This is a genomic window from Alicyclobacillus cycloheptanicus (assembly GCF_028751525.1).
Taxonomy (GTDB): Bacteria; Bacillota; Bacilli; order Alicyclobacillales; family Alicyclobacillaceae; genus Alicyclobacillus_L; species Alicyclobacillus_L cycloheptanicus.
This window is the reverse complement of record NZ_CP067097.1, coordinates 2,657,614-2,674,653: the sequence shown is the minus strand read 5'-3', so window position 1 is coordinate 2,674,653 and position 17,040 is coordinate 2,657,614. Positions and strand designations below refer to the sequence as shown.

The 17,040-nt window shown below is 55.7% G+C and carries 21 protein-coding genes; 6 read left to right on the top strand and 15 right to left on the bottom strand.

Annotated elements, in window-relative coordinates; all coding sequences use genetic code 11:
- Positions 1-268: 268 nt before the first annotated feature.
- The 8 genes from JI721_RS12275 to JI721_RS12240 form a co-directional block, all read right to left on the bottom strand.
- Positions 269-547: a hypothetical protein gene (locus tag JI721_RS12275; protein ID WP_274455165.1), complete on the bottom strand. Its 279-nt coding sequence runs from the start codon at positions 545-547 to the stop codon at positions 269-271.
- A 29-nt stretch (positions 548-576) separates the two neighbouring features.
- Complete coding sequence (locus JI721_RS12270; protein WP_274455164.1) at positions 577-858, bottom strand: hypothetical protein; 282 nt, start codon at positions 856-858, stop codon at positions 577-579.
- 159 nt (positions 859-1,017) lie between these two features.
- Positions 1,018-1,185: a hypothetical protein gene (locus JI721_RS12265; protein ID WP_274455163.1), complete on the bottom strand. Its 168-nt coding sequence runs from the start codon at positions 1,183-1,185 to the stop codon at positions 1,018-1,020.
- Between the two features lie 102 nt (positions 1,186-1,287).
- Positions 1,288-1,596, bottom strand: coding sequence for a hypothetical protein (locus tag JI721_RS12260; protein ID WP_274455162.1), 309 nt, complete (start codon positions 1,594-1,596; stop codon positions 1,288-1,290).
- Positions 1,597-1,838: 242 nt separating this feature from the next.
- The gene (locus JI721_RS12255) at positions 1,839-2,213 is read right to left on the bottom strand and encodes a Na-translocating system protein MpsC family protein (protein ID WP_274455161.1); all 375 of its coding nucleotides are present in this window, start codon (positions 2,211-2,213) and stop codon (positions 1,839-1,841) included.
- 42 nt (positions 2,214-2,255) lie between these two features.
- Complete coding sequence (locus JI721_RS12250) at positions 2,256-4,880, bottom strand: DUF2309 domain-containing protein (protein ID WP_307015794.1); 2,625 nt, start codon at positions 4,878-4,880, stop codon at positions 2,256-2,258.
- Positions 4,881-4,936: 56 nt separating this feature from the next.
- Positions 4,937-6,439 (bottom strand): NADH dehydrogenase subunit 5, encoded by a 1,503-nt coding sequence (locus JI721_RS12245; RefSeq protein ID WP_274455159.1) that lies wholly within the window; start codon positions 6,437-6,439, stop codon positions 4,937-4,939.
- A 310-nt stretch (positions 6,440-6,749) separates the two neighbouring features.
- Entirely contained in the window at positions 6,750-7,676 is a 927-nt protein-coding gene (locus JI721_RS12240; protein WP_274455158.1) for a DMT family transporter, read from the bottom strand.
- 128 nt (positions 7,677-7,804) lie between these two features.
- Between JI721_RS12240 and pdxR the strand changes: the two genes are divergently transcribed.
- Positions 7,805-9,241, top strand: a complete 1,437-nt coding sequence (gene pdxR, locus JI721_RS12235) for a MocR-like pyridoxine biosynthesis transcription factor PdxR (RefSeq protein WP_274455157.1) — start codon at positions 7,805-7,807, stop codon at positions 9,239-9,241.
- Between the two features lie 88 nt (positions 9,242-9,329).
- On the opposite strand, the gene JI721_RS12230 is transcribed toward pdxR, so the two are convergent.
- The 6 genes from JI721_RS12230 to JI721_RS12205 all read right to left on the bottom strand — a co-directional run bounded on the left by JI721_RS12230 (position 9,330) and on the right by JI721_RS12205 (position 13,202).
- Positions 9,330-10,106 (bottom strand): class I SAM-dependent methyltransferase, encoded by a 777-nt coding sequence (locus tag JI721_RS12230; RefSeq protein ID WP_274455156.1) that lies wholly within the window; start codon positions 10,104-10,106, stop codon positions 9,330-9,332.
- Between the two features lie 5 nt (positions 10,107-10,111).
- Positions 10,112-10,483, bottom strand: coding sequence for a VOC family protein (locus JI721_RS12225; protein WP_274455155.1), 372 nt, complete (start codon positions 10,481-10,483; stop codon positions 10,112-10,114).
- Between the two features lie 66 nt (positions 10,484-10,549).
- Positions 10,550-11,785: an MFS transporter gene (locus tag JI721_RS12220; protein ID WP_274455154.1), complete on the bottom strand. Its 1,236-nt coding sequence runs from the start codon at positions 11,783-11,785 to the stop codon at positions 10,550-10,552.
- Positions 11,786-11,905: 120 nt separating this feature from the next.
- A complete protein-coding gene (locus JI721_RS12215; protein ID WP_274455153.1) occupies positions 11,906-12,055 on the bottom strand; it encodes a hypothetical protein in 150 nt (49 codons plus the stop codon).
- Positions 12,056-12,101: 46 nt separating this feature from the next.
- Entirely contained in the window at positions 12,102-12,632 is a 531-nt protein-coding gene (locus JI721_RS12210; protein WP_274455152.1) for an alpha/beta hydrolase family protein, read from the bottom strand.
- Between the two features lie 36 nt (positions 12,633-12,668).
- Positions 12,669-13,202: a GNAT family N-acetyltransferase gene (locus JI721_RS12205; RefSeq protein WP_274455151.1), complete on the bottom strand. Its 534-nt coding sequence runs from the start codon at positions 13,200-13,202 to the stop codon at positions 12,669-12,671.
- 111 nt (positions 13,203-13,313) lie between these two features.
- Here JI721_RS12205 and JI721_RS12200 point away from each other — a divergent pair, with 111 nt between their 5' ends.
- Complete coding sequence (locus JI721_RS12200; protein ID WP_274455150.1) at positions 13,314-14,045, top strand: AAA family ATPase; 732 nt, start codon at positions 13,314-13,316, stop codon at positions 14,043-14,045.
- Between the two features lie 91 nt (positions 14,046-14,136).
- Here JI721_RS12200 and JI721_RS12195 read toward each other — a convergent pair whose 3' ends face one another.
- A complete protein-coding gene (locus JI721_RS12195; RefSeq protein WP_274455149.1) occupies positions 14,137-14,754 on the bottom strand; it encodes a hypothetical protein in 618 nt (205 codons plus the stop codon).
- A 132-nt stretch (positions 14,755-14,886) separates the two neighbouring features.
- On the opposite strand from JI721_RS12195, the gene JI721_RS12190 reads away from it, so the two are divergent.
- From JI721_RS12190 to JI721_RS12175, 4 genes are all read left to right on the top strand, one after another.
- Positions 14,887-15,153 carry a sigma factor gene (locus JI721_RS12190; RefSeq protein WP_274455148.1) on the top strand — a complete coding sequence of 89 codons (267 nt, stop codon included), beginning with the start codon at positions 14,887-14,889 and terminating at the stop codon, positions 15,151-15,153.
- 1 nt (position 15,154) lies between these two features.
- Positions 15,155-15,748, top strand: a complete 594-nt coding sequence (locus tag JI721_RS12185; protein WP_274455147.1) for a hypothetical protein — start codon at positions 15,155-15,157, stop codon at positions 15,746-15,748.
- 131 nt (positions 15,749-15,879) lie between these two features.
- Positions 15,880-16,167 (top strand): transposase, encoded by a 288-nt coding sequence (locus JI721_RS12180; protein ID WP_242215916.1) that lies wholly within the window; start codon positions 15,880-15,882, stop codon positions 16,165-16,167.
- Positions 16,168-16,217: 50 nt separating this feature from the next.
- Positions 16,218-17,033 carry an IS3 family transposase gene (locus JI721_RS12175; RefSeq protein WP_274455146.1) on the top strand — a complete coding sequence of 272 codons (816 nt, stop codon included), beginning with the start codon at positions 16,218-16,220 and terminating at the stop codon, positions 17,031-17,033.
- Positions 17,034-17,040: the final 7 nt, after the last annotated feature.

Genomic DNA, 17,040 nt, shown 5'->3' with positions numbered 1-17,040 from the left:
TTGCATGGCCTTCTGAACCGCTCGACGTTCGTCGCCGACCGTGTTACATCGTCGACGAACGTGTTACGTTCAATAGCTGGACGGAACCAGCAGAATGAACAATACGAAGATAATCAAAAACACAACCGCCCAACGAGTGTATCCACCGAAACATCCACCGTCGTACACCGCCCTCACCTCCCGCACACGAAGTTGTCCTATCGTATGCGGGATTGTCCTCTGGGGAATGGATGATTGACACGTCGCGTCGGCAAATGGGTACCTGGCATTAAAAGTAGTGCATCGAACCGTATTGAGAAATCCATACCTGGTGTGCGGAAATCAGAAGCATCATGAAGCATACAAAGGAGAGGACCATGCCGGCCAAACTGATTGCAACAGCGGTAACGCCGAACCCAGTGTGACGTTCGCGAATGCTGGTGCACAAGGCAACATTGCACAGTACGAAGCAACAGGGAATCCCGACAATCGGAAGGAACTTGAGCGCAGCGAATCCCGCCAAAATGAGAACTAGTGATGCAAAATGCCACCGATGAACCCCGCTCATAGACGCACCTCCTCTGTCCGAACGGAATTTCACGGTCGTGGCGCCGCATGGACAGCAGACATGATGTCGAAGACGAGCATCACCGCACAGAGGACGGCCAACAGGAGCAGCGTCGGCAAAATCAACCGAAGCGGTCGGTACCTGCGCTTCAACCGATGCAGTATGCTGTAAACGATGGCAATCACGAGGATACTCTGCGCTTCAACAGTCCGCACCGCAAATGCCGCCATCCACGTAAACAGCCAAACCAGTACGGTGAGCACCCATACACCAACCAAGCCCACGTCGGCTTTGCCCGGGTTGCGAACCACCTTGCCTCGCCCCCAAGTCTGTGGATGGACGATTCAGTCAACGGTTACGCCCCTTGGCCATCCACGATGGTTCATTGTTCCACTTTCACCATACCGCGAAGAGTCAGAATTGTACATTCTGATATGCCACCACCGCCCGCGAATCACTGGCTTGTGCTTTCATGCAATAATTGGTGTGCGGCCATGCAGCTTGCGAGCAATTTCGGCCTCCTCTTCGCCGATGTCCGTTTGACTTTGGAGATACCCATAAGGCCCAATCACATTGCCTTGAATGCACAGACCAAGGGCTCGCTTCATGGCCAAAGACCGTTCTCGCTGCGCAGACATCGAACCTTCCCCTTCGTGTAAGAAGTTGTTTGAATCAAGATGGGCAAGGTCCATCCTTTTGTACTCGTTGTACTAGTGACTTGACGCCCCGGACGCAGCGGTTCAACCTGCATCACTCTGGCTCGGAGCGATGTTTCCTGCCGGCACGATGGACAACACGCCAGGCGTCTTGCTGCCGTCCCATTTTGCAAGCCATCCGACTTTTTTCAATGCTTGCTGAATGGAGTAGAGCTGCACGTATGTTGTGCCACCGTACACGAGTGTTGGAGGACTCGCAACCTTTTGACCGTTCATCTCCACGATGGACGTTCCCTTTTGCGCTTGCACATACGTCGTGGCCGCGATTGCCATACCGCCTGTGACGATCGACCCCGCCAGAAATGCACCGATGTAACCAGCCGCCTTCTTCATACGCTCACTCCTTTTCATGGCTTGTCGTCCAGCCATCATCCATAGCAGCAAAGGGATGGAGAGTACCGAGGGATGGTCTTGAAGGGATTTTACACTTTTTTGGATTGCCTCAACAATGCGTTTGCCTTTTGCATCCACGACGAAAATATGCGCAACGTTTCCTATGTATACGGGCCAAGAGAATGCCTCGCATGCGGACTGGGGCGTATGATCGCCCCCGCCGCCCCCCAATTCGAATTGGGTTACGCCTGTTGTGCAAACGTACTTGACAAGTCACCGGACAGTCGGAACACCATGACGCGCTCTCCTGTACGCGTGCTCAGATCCGTGTGGAAGCTCACGACTTCAAAACCCGTGATATCGAAAACCATCGCCTTGAGGTTCTCAATGCCCGATTCCACCAAACTTGTTCGAATTCGTTTGATGGATAACAGCCCTTCCTTATCGTTGCACAGGGAGTATTCAGCAGGGGTTAAGACACCGCGCAGGGTCACGATAATCATGTCCCGCAAAATGTCTGCTTTCACCGTCAGTGATCCACGACCCAAATAATCTTTCTCCCATTGCGTTAACGCTCTGCTGATTTCGGCCTCAACCATACCTTTTGATTTGTTCATGCGTTCCTTCCTTTGCTCAATTCTTTGCGACGACGTAGACGTTCATCGTTGAGACCAAGTCTCCCAGCGTCCGTTTGCATCGATGATCGCAAGCCGAATCCATCCATGTTCGACTTTTTGGCGGAATGCGTCGTCTTGGCGCATCAGTCGCTCCACATGTTCACGCGGTGCTTCGATGATGACCAGCAATCGCAGCGGTTCGTGATAGCACTCTTCGTCAGACTTCATGACGGACTGCCAGGGAAGGCCCGTCATCAAATCACTCGCGTTTCCCTGCATGACCCCAAACCCAGCGGCCACCGTTTGGGTGGCTTTATTCCCACTGCCATAGTAATGCGGCGCAACCGTCGACGCATAGTACTGCAGGTTGATCCACTGAGCCACCGTCGCTGGACCCGCGATAATGTTGGCAAGGATTTCCCCGTCGTGGTCCTGGCGCCAGTCATAGCTGTGCAGAAAGACTCTTCCATCCAAATTGCATCCCTTGGTACGCTGCCGCGTCCCGATGAGGAAGGCCGCGTTGCGTGCCAACCCCCATTCTGGACGGACCTCACTCCAATCCTCCGCAAAGCGCTGCATCGCGCGCGTGGGGTTTGTAAAACCAAAACCCAGGTCGGGCAATCGTGATCGCAGCGCTGTGTTCACGCCTTCCGTGACCTTGGGCAGCGCCGCCTGAAGAGCGTCCAAAGCTCGCTGCGCGGCTGCCGAAAGCTTGGGAAGGTACACAAAGCGCAGTTCATTCAATGTCGTGTTGTGCTCGGCAGCGGCGAATACCGTATCTTCCGGGATGACGATTTCGTCCGCTTCAAGGGCGGCCCTGACTTGGGCCTGGTTGCAGAGCGTTGCAAACACCCGTGCGTTAAAGCTGCCCGACGCCCCCCCGCAAGCGCCGCAGTCCAACGCCGCGGCGTAGGGATTGTTCGTGGTGTGACTCCCATGCCCGCAAATCACAACGAGCGGCGCGAAGTTGCGGGTCAACCCCATCGCACGGAGCGTTTGCCGGACATAATCCACCTTCTCGCGCTCGGAAAAGCCAATCGGCAAGTCCGACGAAGTGGGTATGGAATCCAGCGACAGCTCCGTATGCGGTTTTTGCAGCCACTTGTCTCGCAGCCGCCCGAAAATCAGGCCGGCACTGCGCGGAAACAGGCTGCGAGCCAGCATTTGCAAACTCAGCCACGGACCGCTGACCTCCGGCAGCAGCAAACTGGTCAGCATGTTTTGCTTCATGGCGTGAAACGTGTGTTTCACCGATTTCTCCGCCTCTCGCCGCTGTTGATACTGCTCGAACGCGGCGGGCGAAGCGGACTCCGTGATTTTGTGCTTCGGCCTGAGCATCACCGGCAAGGACGCGTGACTGTGTGAACTGCCCAGTTCGCAAGTCTCAATGGGCAGTCCAAAGAACCCAGCGACGCCAAACGTCTCAAACGGACCCGCTTGCTCCAGCGCGCGGCGAAAGGGCTCCGAACGCGTGTCGATACAAAATGCCAGTTGAGCCAAGGCAGGCGCCTTCGGCGCTGTCGGCGCTTCCGCCTGCGGTGCAGACGTCCGTGCCGCAATGATGGTTTTGAATCGTTCCTCCTCGGTTTCTTCCCAGGCTTCGAGCCAAGTCCTGCGGCGGAGCAAATCGTCAAACCGCATCGCCAGCTCCAAGCGTGCTTGTTGTTCTGAAGCCGTGCACGCCGACCAAGCTTCCACCGGCATCCCGCCCCAATGGGCCCACGCCGCAATCAGTCGAACCAGCAGCGACGTCTCATCCACCTGCGGCGCTGGGATGGGCAAATTTGGCTGGAGGATGGCCCACTCGAGCGAGATCCGCACAGCCAGGTACTCCATCAAAAGCGATGCTTCCTCGGGCGTTTCCTGTACGCGCCACAGCATCATGCCTGCCCATCCGGGCAAGGACAGCAGGTGTGCCTCAAGATAGTTCTGCATTTGCTGCGGCGCGATGTCAAGCGCCGACAAGGCCTGTTGCAGCGCATCGGCCGCCTCGTGCGGCCAATGCTGGAGCCGCTGCCGTTGTGAACGGGTCAGGGCGGGATCGTACGGCACAAGGCGGCGCCAAGCCCGGTAAAAGCCGAGTTCCCGAACCGGCATGGACCAACTGGCGTTGGACGCCCCTCGCAAATACAACTTGCACCATTTCACCACGTGACGGTCAAGCTCCTGCGCGGCCTGGTTCCCGGTTTGCTGTTCCAGGCGGAAACTGAGCGTCTGCACAGCCAGCTCCCGTTTCATGAGCACGTCAAAATTCCGGCTTGTTTCAGCCAGTCTCTCAGCCAGTCGCTTCACCTCAGGTGCTTCCAACAGGGCCGCAGGCACGTCATCCAGCTCGAGTGCAGTCCGGCAGAATCGCTCCGCAGCCTCGCGCGGTACGTGCAGACACTGGGCATCGAGCCAGCGCTGCATTCCTTGTTCGATTTTGTTTTGGTCGATCTCCCCCCGATGCATCGCCTCCCGCAGCATCGCCGCACTCGGGTAGATGTCGACATCACGAACCGCTTTGAGCCAGCGGGCAACTTCATCAAACGATTGGTCTTCCAGTCCCGACCAGGGACTCCGCGCCGCAAACGAGGCAATCGGTCCAAGGGGTGCAATCACGCGGCTGGCGGACCTCACCACATCCGCGATGTCATCGCTCAAAGCAAAGTCAGGTTCATCCGGCATGTCGAAGTCTTGCTGGACACCGGGTTCTGAATAGGTCAGCGTTCCATCCATCGTGATCACCTCCTGGCGTACAGTTTCTCCGTCAGATACGTTGGATGGCTTTCAACCGCGTCGCGATGGGGTTCACCCAGCCGCACAAGCCACAAATACACGCGCGCGTAAAGCAGGGAAGAGCGATGGCGGGACAGCCAAGCCCCCGCCGCACTGCTGAGGACCAGGATGGCGATGACCAGCATGACAGCGGCCGGATGAGATTGAACTTCCTGCGGAACCGTGCCGTGTAACAGCGCATAGAACGCAGCGAGCACAACGCCAAACACGATGAGCGCTGCCGTAAACACAAGCCCCCCGACCCAGCGTCCAACCTGGCCGTACCCCATGGCAATCAGGTGCGACCACGCAAACGACACGGACCAGGCCAGAAGCAAGGCACTCATGATGTCTGTGCCGCTGCCGCGAACCACGAACCAAAACCCCGCCCCCACCAAAAGGCCCAGCGCCGTCCCGGCCAGCCGCCACGACCGTGAAGCCGTTGTCGGCACGCTGTTCCCCTCGCGATACACGGCAGAGCCAGCCTGCAAGAACAGAGCGGATTTGAAGAGTCCGTGCAGCACCGCGTGAATGATGGCAGCCAAATAGGCCCCCAAGGCACATTGAATGAACATAAAGCCCATTTGCGCGATGGTTGACCCGACCAATTGACGTTTGTAATCCACCTGGACCAACAGGATGCCGGTGCCAAGGAGGACGGAAATGCTGGAGAGCACAATCAAAACGATTTGCGCCGCCTCGCCGCTGAACACGGGGGCGAAGCGCGTCAGAATGATGCCGCCCGCATTCACGACCCCCGCGTGCATCACGGCGGACACTGGCGTCGGGGCCACCACCGAGTCCAGCAGCCAGCGCTGGAACGGAAACTGTGCCGCCGGAATGGCCACCGCGACAACCAGCAGCAGGGTGGTGCTGGTTCTGTCCCATGCCCCCAAGTGCGCCAGACTGCGCTGCGTCAGCGCGGCGGAGAGCTGCCAGTGTCCCGTCGCCAAGGCAAGATGGACAACAGAGATGGCCAGCAGCAGCCAACTCAGCGCAAACAATTGTCCGGCACGCGCCCCCGCAGTCCGGGCCACTTGCCAGTCCCCATTCAACCGGATAAGCCACGTCAGTCCGAACAGGGTGACACCCCAGCCCGCGAGCAGCAGACGAAAGTCGTTACTGAGCCAGGCGACGGAGGCAGCCCCCGTGGTCAGTGTCAACAGCGCAAAATACGACCGATAATGCCGGTCCCCCAACAGCTGGTGAACTGAATAGCGCTGCACGACGAAACCAATGGTCAGGACGAACAGTGCCGTCAGCCAGGCCAAGGCATCCAAGTGCCAAGGACCAAACGTCGGGCTTGTGCCTGTGCGGTGGGTCATCAGGTTCACCAACGCGAGCAGCGGAGGCAGCCCGCTGATGCCCACGTGAATCCGAACAAAACGCACGGGAACGCGTGGATGCAAGACCATCGCGGCGCTCAAAGCCAGCAGCATCAGGGATAGGAAAAACGCTGCAACGAACATCCCGCACTCCCCCCTGTCCAAGTGAAAAGATTCAGTCGGCATCCAAGTTGCTCATCCATCGACAGCTGGGATGTCTTCTCCGAAGACGCATCTAAAGACGCAAAAAACCGACAATTTCAAAATGCAATGGTGATGAAGAGCTTCACACCACTGCACCCTGAAAGTTGTCGGTTTACTCTCAACTAACCAAATTGGTTTTTTGACAAGTCTACCTAGGTGCATGCATCTTGTTCAATTTTACGTTCACATTTTACTCAATCCCCGACACGGCGTCAAGTTCAGGCGGCGTAAGAATCAAAGCCGAACCTTATCAGGCTTGTCTACGAATCGTCGCCCGTTTTCCAAACGCAACCCAGAGCATGACGACGAATGCGGCCACCACCGTGGGAATGGTGAGCTTCTCTCCAATCAGTAACCACGAGAAGACGATGGTGAAGAACGGCTGAAGATACTGCAATTGACTCACACTGGCAACACCGCCGATGCCCATCCCTGTGTACCAGGCGACAAATCCGAAAAACTGACTGCCTACGCCAAGATACAACAACCCCAGCCATGCCGTCCATGTTGCATGCAGTACGTGGGTCACGCCGACGGAGGCAATGCCTGCAATCACGAATACAACCACTGCCGGAACGGAGATCACGACCGACCAGGCAATTACCTGCCATCCACCCAACTCGCTTGCCATCCGCCCACCTTCCGCATAGGCAAACGCCACCATGACCACAGCACCCAACAACGCCATATCCGCCGAGTGGATGCCTCCGAGCCCCGTGATGAACGTGTATAAAACGACTGTCCCCGCCCCTCCGGCGCTGCACACCCAAAACAGCCGCGAAGGTCGTTCACCGCAGCGGATGGCCGATACTGCTGCGGTTGCGAGTGGAAGGAGTGCCAGTTCGACAGCACCGTGCGATGCGGGCACCCTGTTCATCGCCCAGGCCGTGAGGAGTGGAAAGCCGAAAATGGCGCCGACTGAAATCGTGATCAGGCTCGGCAGATGTTTTCTCGATGGAATCTTTTCACGTTTCATAGACAGCATCAAGCCTGCAAACACAGCGGCAATCAGCGCCCGTCCGGGACCGACAAGGAGCGCACCGAATGTCCCGACCGCCGCCTTTGACGCTGGAAGCGTCAAACTGAACACGAGTACGCCCAACATTCCGTATACGAGTCCGAGCAATTGCACCTTCGTTTCCAATCTGCCAGCGAATTGAACCCCTGCTCTGCCCATCGAACCGCCTCGCTTCACCCTTATGATGGGCTCAGCATAACGATGCACGCCTCCGCTGTCCCCGGCCAATTGGTGAGGATTTTTACCAGCCAATCAACTACGATATAGATACGAGAGGGGCAGGTTGCATGAGCTGGCATCTGGATTTTGACGACAACGCATCAATATACCGACAGATTGTGGAGTTCATCGAGGAAAAGATTCGAAATGGCGAACTGCCGCCTGGAAGCCCGTTACCCCCGGAACGGAAACTGGCAGAATGGTTGAAGGTGAATCGAAGCACTGTCAGTGTTGCCTACGATGAACTGCGCTCAAAGGGGTTAATCCGGTCTCGGCAGGGCAGCGGCACTCGCGTCAGCGAGGATGCATGGGGGCTTGATTTTCGGGCTCCTGATTGGACGGGTTACCTGTCTCAAGGCATTTTTCAGCCGACCGTTCCGATGGTACGCCGCATTTGGGAAGAAAATCAAAAAACGACGAACATCAACCTGGCCCGTGGAGAGATGTCATCCGAACTCTGGCCGACCGCACAGTTACGGGCTCTGACGGCCCAACTGTCAACGCCTGTCCAGCTCGGCTATGGAAATCCCCGAGGAGAAGATTCCCTGCGGTCCGCCGTTTCGAAACATCTGGCGAACCAGCATGAAATCAAAGTCTCGCAGCGTCAAATTCTAATCACGGCGGGATCGCAGCAAGGACTTCTCCTCGTCATTCAGAGTCTGCTTCGCCCCGGCGACGCTGTTGCGTTGGAGAGGCCATCGTACGCCTACTCTCTCCCACTCTTCGCATCTGCTGGCGTGCGCATGTTTCCCGTCCCTGTAGACGAGGACGGTTTGCTGCCAGACGAGGTCGTGACGCTTTATCGGAAACATAGAATTCGGATGGTCTTCATCACACCGACCTACCAGAACCCGACAGGTACCGTCCTGACACACGAACGCCGACAACGACTCATCGAAATCTGCACGGACCTGCGGATCCCGATTGTGGAGGACAACGCACACGGTGATCTTACCTTACCCGGCAGCCCGCAGCCTCCTGCGCCGTTGGCCGCTATGGAAGGCGCTGAACAACAGGTCATTTACCTCGGAACGCTGTCAAAGACGTTTGCACCCGGACTGCGAATCGGGTGGATGACGGGACCTCCGTCCGTGATCGACAGGATTGCCGGCATCCGGGAACAGATGGATTTTGGCATCAGCGGAATCACGCAGGCCATTGCCGCACAAGTCCTGGCGACAGGTATTTGGGAGCAAAACATGGTACGGCTTCGCTCCGAACTGATGAGGCGCAGGAATGCGATGGTGAGAAGTCTGAGTCAGATTTTTGATGGCGAATTGGAATTTGCAGTTCCGCAAGGAAGTTATCACATTTGGGCGAAGCTGAACAAGCCATTGCGAGAACAAGAGTTGGCAGAGGCAACGATTCGGCACGGTGTCGTTGTCGTGCCTGGATCGGTATACGGTGCCGAGCCCGGATATGTACGCCTTACCTATGCCAGTTCTCCCGAAAACGACATCGAAGAAGGCATTCGTCGGCTGTACCGGGCATTGAAGCGAGATTAGATGCAACCATCTCCTCGTCAGCAAATGGATTCGTGAAACGTGATGTGCATCTTGTCAGTCAGGGGACCCGATGACGCCCGGGCCCCTCTCAATCTCGCTGCCCCATCCAAATTGTCCAGCGATCGCCCTCCACAATCACCTGGTCGTGACGCAGCCGCTTGCCAACAAAATCAATCAGGTCTTCCAGTTCATCGTCGGTCAATTCGTGCAGAATCGACCGTCCCGTTCGATTCCGCAAATCCTCTGCCAGCTCGGAAAAATCGGAGTATACCCGTCGCGTTTCCCACAGGGTCTGCTCACTCACATTCGCAAACCCAGCGGCTGACATGGCGGCCCGCACTTGTTCCCCCGGCCAGCGACGCCCCTGCTCAATGGCCAGAAGTTTCGGGAACCGCTCAAAGAAGTAGCCCCGGATATGTTCTGCCGATCCCGGCAGCGCCACGTCCGCTGGCGTTCTGTCCTGGATGATGAGGCGCCCCGAGCGCTTCAGCAGGCGAACGGCTTCAGCCATGGCCGGCCCCAAGTCTGGCAGGTGATGAATCAGGGCTCGTTCGAAGACGAGATCGACCGAGGCGTCGTTCAACCCGGTTGCGGCGGCGTCGCCCACCACAAACGATACGTTCGCCATGCCAGCACACTGCTCGCGGGCGGCATCGACCATGACGGGCGATGAGTCCACACCCGTCACCATGTGCGCGCCAAGTTCCGCCCACGCTCTCGCGTAGATGCCCCCGCCGCAGCCCACATCGGCCACGTGCAGACCCTTCACATCCACCCTTGTCCGCATCGCATTCTTCCAAACCTGATCTGCATTGCGACTGGCATAGGAACCGCGGTTCTTCTCGTCGTGGAAGTTGATGGGCACGCCTGTCACTCCTTCCACTCTAGAAATTCAATCCGATTGCCGAACGGGTCGTCCACGTAGAACCGGTCTGCCACGGGCAGCAGGTCGTCATCCCGGATGGAGATGCCGTCGCTGACCAGCTTTTCCTTCAAGGCCGCCAAATTCCGCACATGAATCGCCGGATGCGCCTTTTTCGCCGGAACAAAGTTTTTGTCGATCCCGATGTGCACCTGATGGGCCCCGCAGCGAAACCACACGCCGCCGTTTCGTTTCAGCGCCTCTGGCTTCTCCATCTCCTCCAATCCCAGCATGTCGCCGAAGAAGCGGCGCGCCTCCTCCTCGCAGCCGGCAGGGCCGGCAAGTTGAACGTGATCGATGCCGTAGAATGAATGCCCCATCACAAAGCCCCCTTCCATTTCCTTCAATGTACCGTCTGCAGCCCGAGGAAGGAATGGGGCATCATGTTACCGAGTGGATGCATCGGAAATCCGGATATCGTGAACCGCCAGCATGACGACCGCCACACACAGAATGCCCGCACCCGTCACGCCAATCCACGTTGACGGACTCATGCGCCGCAGCATCCCGCCTGCGAGAAGGGAGCCAAGCGGCACCCCGGCTCCGATGGCCGCGGTCCGGATGCCGAACACCCGCCCGCGCAGGCCTTCCGACACCTGCTCCTGCACAATCGTCCGGGCAAGCGGCGCATACGGGCCAAAACACAGACCGGCGGTCCACATCAACAGCACCGCAAGCCAGAAGCCGCGTACGAGCGTGATCAAACTCAGACTTCCGCCCATTCCCGCGATCATCGCAGACATCCACAGCCCTCTACAAACGTCCGTTTTGATGAAAGTCATCACGGTCGTGCCGACGAGCGATCCGACGCCATACGCCGTCCAAAGAATGCCGAGCGTGGCTCCACCCCGGTGCCACTCACGGTGGACCAGAAGAGGCAGCGACACATCCAGCTGCCCGCAGGCCAAGTTGAGTGCCAGCGCGACAAGCGTGATCGCCAGGACGACTTTCAGCGAAAGCAGCCCCTTTACGCCGATCACGATGTCATCGACAAAACGGTTCGTTCGGCTGCGCGGCTGGTTGTCTCCGCAACGAGCCCCAGCCGGCGCGTGCTTCACGAAAACGAGACACAAGGCACAGGCCCAGAAGGACAAACCGTCCACCAGAATGGCGATGGATGCACCCGTTGCTGCGATGAGTGCACCGCCAATGAGCGGTCCGGTCAAATAGGCACCTTGCCACAACGCCTCATCCCAGGCGTTGGCTTTTGACAACAGCTCGTTCGGCACCAGATTGGGCAGTACAGTCATGGCCCCGACCGACGTCAGCGGGCTGAGCGTGCCAGCGCACATCAGAAGGACGCACAGAAGCCAAAACGGGAGCACGTGCATCCGGTACAGCATCGGGATCGTAACAAACAGCAATCCCTGCCCCACGTTATCCAACACCATGAGCCGCAAAGCTGAGAATCGGTCCACCAACACGCCGGCGAGCAGCCCGGCCGCGACACTCGGAAGCCCGTAGCAGAGTCCGGCCACTCCCATCTGCGCAGACGATTCGCTGTGCGTCATCACAAGCCACAAGACTGCCATCCAGCCCATCTGGTCACCAAGCGCCGAGAGGCCTGTACCAGCAGTCATCAGAACGAAGTCTCGCTGGTGTAAAATGCGACCATTTTTCATGTTTTCACCTCAGAGGCCCCGCAGTCGGAGCTGTTCGTTGTCCGTGGACGGGGCGATGCCCCTGAGGCGGCTTAAATTGGACAGACCATCAGGCTCGTAACCTCCCACTCTGACCCAGTGTCAAACGGATAAAATCCAATCCGCTATGTCGCCGATCACCTGCGGCTCCACATGCTGTGCAACCTTGTACTCCTTCTTCGCTTTGAGGATTTCTCCATAAACGGACGGCATGAACATGTGGTTCAAGTTCGGGTACAACTTGAATGTCACGTTGGGTTTATCACACAACAATTCCTTGTAAGGATAACTTTGCAATCTATTTCTTCGCGATGATTTTTAAAACCCGATTTAACGAGTGTAAAGCATCCTCGCCTTGATCCAACAGGATTTCCTCGAGTTTTCGTGGAGAACCAGCCATCATGATGATCCCGGCGAAATCCCCGCCCTCAGCATCAATCCGTGGGGCCAACATGCCTCCCATGCTGTGACCGAGAATGAAGATTTTATCGGCGTCGATGCGTGGGTCGCTTCGCAAGAGATTCGCTGCACGAATCGCGTCCTCCATCGTCTCTTCTCTTACAGACAATCCGCTGTCAGTTCTCATTTGCTTTCCATAGACAAACGTTCTCTTGTCATAGCGAATCACTGCAATGCCCCGTGCCGACAGCCCCTCCGCAAGGTCTTTGAACGGCGCGACATTCCCAACTCTTTCATCCCTGTTGCTCGGACCAGAGCCGTGAACCAAGACGACCGCCGGGAATAAACCATTCGTTTCCTCAGGAATCGTGAGTATGCCGTTCAATGGGAATTTCGTGTCAGCACCGATGACGATTTCTTCGTCGATCATGGTTTACCCCCGTCGCTCAGCAGCGAATGCAAGCTTTTACTGCCTTTGGAGTGTTCGTCCCAGCTTGTCCTGTAAGAACAGCACCATTAAGTCCTCATCAAAATACTGCCTATTGTATTTCAATGCGTTTCGCTCCACGCCATACACTTGAAATCCGACGGACTGGTAGAGCTTCTTTGCATGCTCGTTGCTCGACACAACTGTTAAATTGATTTGTTCCAAGCCATCATCTCGTGCCTTATTGATGAGTTCAAGTATAAGGGATTTTCCGAATCCACGCCCGCGCGCTTCAGGAGATACATACATCCCGAAAACATTCCCTTTATGGGCAGTCTTCAGACCGCTTTCACGCATACATGTGACCATCCCAACCAAGACTTCTCTGTCATCAAACGCGCCCAATGTAAATTTTCCGTCCAGCGGTTTCACTCGTTCCGCTACTGTTTCTACAGAAAATTCAACTTCCCTTTCATATGTTGAACCAAAAGCTTCAGGATTGTTCTTTAATGCACTTAATCGTAATGCCTGATACACCTCAGCGTCGGACTCATCCAAAACCCGAATATACATACTTTGCGCTCCTCTGCCGTCTATCTCGTTTACAACAACCCGCCAAAGTGTAACAAGCTTCTGTGTTGTAAAATAGATACAGCATCACAAATTCAACTGCTTGGTGATCCTATGTTTCTAAAACAGATACGATTTGTGGATTGGCCCAATCCGGCCGAACATTACCCCTACAATCTCCCGGCCTTCAACGGTCTGTCCGAGCTCTCCATAGACAGTGCTGTCACGTTCTTTGTGGGTGAAAACGGATCCGGCAAGTCGACCTTGTTAGAGGCGATTGCAAAACGCGCTGGATTCAATCCTGAAGGAGGCGGTCGTTCCAACCGGTTTTCAACGGCGGAAACCGAGTCATCCTTGGACAACCATATTCGGCTATCATGGCTGCCAAAGGTCACACAAGGCTTTTTTCTGCGTGCCGAAAGCTTTTATAACTTTGCATCTTATATCGATGAGTTGGAGCGTGAATTTTCTACTCGATACGCCGCCTACGGCGGAAAATCCCTGCACCAACAATCCCATGGGGAGTCTTTTCTATCGCTGTTTACGCACCGATTCAGAAGTCGGGGTAAAGCGTTGTACCTGTTGGACGAGCCTGAGGCCGCTCTCTCGCCCGCCCGGCAGCTGGCACTCCTGCGCATTCTATGGGAACAAGAACAAAGCGGACAGGCTCAGTTCATCATTGCCACCCACTCCCCCATCCTGCTGGGCTACCCCAAAGCAGCCATTCTGAACTTTGACACATCCCCCATATCCCCAATTCGGTACGAAGACACCGAGCACTATGCCATCACCAAGCAATTCTTGAACAATCGGGATGGCATGCTCAAGGAGTTGTTTGACAACTGACGCTGGTGCATCCATTTTTTCAGCGGCACCCCTGCAAATAATCAGACACCCAGGCAAATGGAAAATATACCGAATCGTCAGCTTAAGCACCTCAGCCCAGGTACCAATGAATGAACGCATCAACCACGGAGCCGTGCCCTGTGACGTGCGCCATATTGTACCTTGGGGCAGGGTCGTAGTGATGGCTTGGATCGGCATAAAAGTGATTGTACAAATCTGCCGAAACCTCCCCAAAATATTCGAAAGCTTGGGCGCCCACGGCATTATGGTGGGCAGATGCGATTTTCAGGAGGTCCTTCAGATCACGACCGTCCATTTCCAATGCCGGTTTCTTTGCGATGTTCGCCTGCTGCAAGTCACGCAGGAAATTCGATACATCTGCACTCAATTTCCTTTGGACAGACGGTTCATCTGAACCCATAGGCGTCCATGAATCGGAATCTTCGCTCAACATCTCAACCGTCGTAACGCCTGGGTCGTGAGGCTCGTTCAGAAACCCTTGTATATCCTGATAGGTGTTGTGGACATCACTGTTGAGGCGCATGGCCAACTTCTCTTCAGACACACTCTCTTGCGCGAAAGCGACTCGAACGGTTTCATTTGAAGCGTCAGGAGCAGAACCGGATCGGAACGCAGACAGTCCGAAGATGGTCCCTGCAACAACCACCACGACAGCAAGGCCGATTGCAGCGAATCCTCCCCTGCGCATGGTCGAAACCCCCTTATTTTTCCTGCTGGTACCATGTTACCATGCTCTGAAAACTACGAAAAGCCCAGACGCCAGTGCGTTGTAATCCTTCGCGCAAAAGTTCCGTCTGGTTACACAGGAGTGAGAAACGGCATGCCTGAATCAGATCGGAGTCGGTCGATTGAAGAATGGTTTGCTGCACATGACGACCAAGTGTACAACTTCCTGGTTTACTTCACGGGGTCAATGGATGTCGAGGATTTGGTTCAAGAGACGCTTATTCGTGCGATGTATGGACTTTCGTCCGCCGAAACCGCATCTGTGCTGGGATGGCGTCCTTCGAGAGTCAATGTCACGTACCATCGCGCTCGGAAAATCGTACAGGAACACTTCGGCAGGCAAATGGAAGGAATGAATTGATATGGAAAGGAACATGGACAGCGAGATGTTCAAAGACACCATCACGTTCACCATGGACGAGCAGATCCTCGAAAACCTGCGAAGCGCAAAGACGAATGAATCCAGGAGGAAACAAAATCGAGCCTCACGCATCACTGCCTTGGCCGCAGCGGCTGGCATCGTGGTAGCCGCCGGCATTCTTGCTTTGAGTCACGCGTCAACCAAACCGGCTGGCCCGGTGACCAAAGTCTCCACCGCGTCGAATCGTACGTCAAAGTCGTCCACAACCTCGGGCGGTCTGATTTGCAGTCCATATCAAGGATGTGATGGCGCAAAATCCGCTGTTCAGCAGCATCTAAAGTTCGCAGCGACGTTCCCTGAAATTCCGCAAGGGTACATCGCGGAATACCATACCGAAGAGTCTGGTGAGTCTTTGAGTGTTGATATGGCGTCTGCGGGAGATCTGGCGTCTGTTCAAGAATGGCCGCCAACTACTGGCCCTGGTAACGGGAACTGGCCACCGGTGCCAATGGAACAGCGATATATGAAGACAGTGACCCGGGACTCCTTTGCAGATTTTCATCAGTTAATATATGGTATCATCTCTCCGACGTAGATGGAGAGTCCGTCTAAGGATTGGGATTTTACACAACATACCTGCTTTAAAATCTTACGGTCTATACTGGCCCCAGAGTCAACCCAGACAGATGACGTGAGATAAAATAGACGTAGTGAGGTGTTTGACTCATGCCAGGACGTAAGTGGACTGTGGACGAGAAAATGAACATTGTGTTGGAAGGGATGGTTCCCGGGGCGAATATCAGCGAGGTTTGCCGACAGCATGGTGTGGCCCAAAGTCTGTATTACAAGTGGCGTGACGCGTTTCTGACTGGTGGACGAGCAGGGCTTCAGTCAGGTCCTTCTACCCGGGAGCAGGAGTTGGAGAAGCAGTTGCAGGAAGCCATGAGCAAAATTGGCGAGCAAGCTATGGAAATCGATGTGTTGCGAAAAAAATCGAACTGGGGCCGGAAGTAAGCAGCCGTTCCTTGGTTGCTCAGCTCGTCAAGGAAGGGTTTCGGGTCCCAGTGATTGCGAAAGCATTGGAGCTGAACCGGACGTACTGTTACAGTTTGCTGAAGCCGCCTGTGCCAAAACCGAAGCGGCCTTCTGTGGACAAGGACGCTCTGGTCAAACAGTGGATTCGGAAACTGTGCGAAGAATTCCCCACGTACGGATACCGGCGAATCCAAGTCATGCTGCGTCGCCGATACAACCTGCGGGTGAACCATAAGCGGGTGTACCGGTTGATGAAGGAAATGGGGCTGCTGGTGAAAACTCCGAGGCGGGGCGCTTCACGAGCGAAACGGCGAGGGAAGATACCGGTCACCAGGTCCAACGAGCATTTCCAGTGCGACATGACGAAGGTGTGGTGTGGGAAAGACGGCTGGGGATATCTGTTTGCCGTGATTGATGCTTATGACCGGGAGATTGTGGGGTACTCGTTTTCCCGGTTCTGCCGTACAGAGGACCTGCTGAAGGCTGTGGATATGGCACTGAACTATCGCTTCCCGAACGGCGTTCAAGGTGCCGGTTTGACATTGCGAACCGACAATGGCTGCCAGATGACGAGTCGACGGTTCATTCAAGCGATGAAGGCCTGCCAAATCAACCACGAGCGGACGGGTTACAACAACCCCGATGCTGACGGATACATCGAGCGATTCTTCCGGTCGCTGAAGGAGGAGGAGGTCTGGCTGCAAGAATACAGCAGCTTTACCGAGGCGAAAGCGGCGATCGAGTCATACATTCACTTTTACAACACGGACCGACCTCATTCCGCACTAGGTTATCGGTCACCGTCGGAATTCAGAAACTGGAAAATGCAACAGAACGCAGCGTGAGACGGTT

Bases quoted from the DNA above. Each gene is read 5' to 3' on its own strand.
- JI721_RS12275 (WP_274455165.1), bottom strand. From the start codon at position 547: ATGAGCGGGGTTCATCGGTGGCATTTTGCATCACTAGTTCTCATTTTG.
- JI721_RS12265 (WP_274455163.1), bottom strand. From the start codon at position 1,185: ATGTCTGCGCAGCGAGAACGGTCTTTGGCCATGAAGCGAGCCCTTGGT.
- JI721_RS12260 (WP_274455162.1), bottom strand. From the start codon at position 1,596: ATGAAGAAGGCGGCTGGTTACATCGGTGCATTTCTGGCGGGGTCGATC.
- JI721_RS12255 (WP_274455161.1), bottom strand. From the start codon at position 2,213: ATGAACAAATCAAAAGGTATGGTTGAGGCCGAAATCAGCAGAGCGTTA.
- JI721_RS12250 (WP_307015794.1), bottom strand. From the start codon at position 4,880: ATGCCGGATGAACCTGACTTTGCTTTGAGCGATGACATCGCGGATGTG.
- JI721_RS12245 (WP_274455159.1), bottom strand. From the start codon at position 6,439: ATGTTCGTTGCAGCGTTTTTCCTATCCCTGATGCTGCTGGCTTTGAGC.
- JI721_RS12240 (WP_274455158.1), bottom strand. From the start codon at position 7,676: ATGGGCAGAGCAGGGGTTCAATTCGCTGGCAGATTGGAAACGAAGGTG.
- pdxR (WP_274455157.1), top strand. From the start codon at position 7,805: ATGAGCTGGCATCTGGATTTTGACGACAACGCATCAATATACCGACAG.
- JI721_RS12225 (WP_274455155.1), bottom strand. From the start codon at position 10,483: ATGGGGCATTCATTCTACGGCATCGATCACGTTCAACTTGCCGGCCCT.
- JI721_RS12220 (WP_274455154.1), bottom strand. From the start codon at position 11,785: ATGAAAAATGGTCGCATTTTACACCAGCGAGACTTCGTTCTGATGACT.
- JI721_RS12210 (WP_274455152.1), bottom strand. From the start codon at position 12,632: ATGATCGACGAAGAAATCGTCATCGGTGCTGACACGAAATTCCCATTG.
- JI721_RS12205 (WP_274455151.1), bottom strand. From the start codon at position 13,202: ATGTATATTCGGGTTTTGGATGAGTCCGACGCTGAGGTGTATCAGGCA.
- JI721_RS12200 (WP_274455150.1), top strand. From the start codon at position 13,314: ATGTTTCTAAAACAGATACGATTTGTGGATTGGCCCAATCCGGCCGAA.
- JI721_RS12195 (WP_274455149.1), bottom strand. From the start codon at position 14,754: ATGCGCAGGGGAGGATTCGCTGCAATCGGCCTTGCTGTCGTGGTGGTT.
- JI721_RS12190 (WP_274455148.1), top strand. From the start codon at position 14,887: ATGCCTGAATCAGATCGGAGTCGGTCGATTGAAGAATGGTTTGCTGCA.
- JI721_RS12185 (WP_274455147.1), top strand. From the start codon at position 15,155: ATGGAAAGGAACATGGACAGCGAGATGTTCAAAGACACCATCACGTTC.
- JI721_RS12180 (WP_242215916.1), top strand. From the start codon at position 15,880: ATGCCAGGACGTAAGTGGACTGTGGACGAGAAAATGAACATTGTGTTG.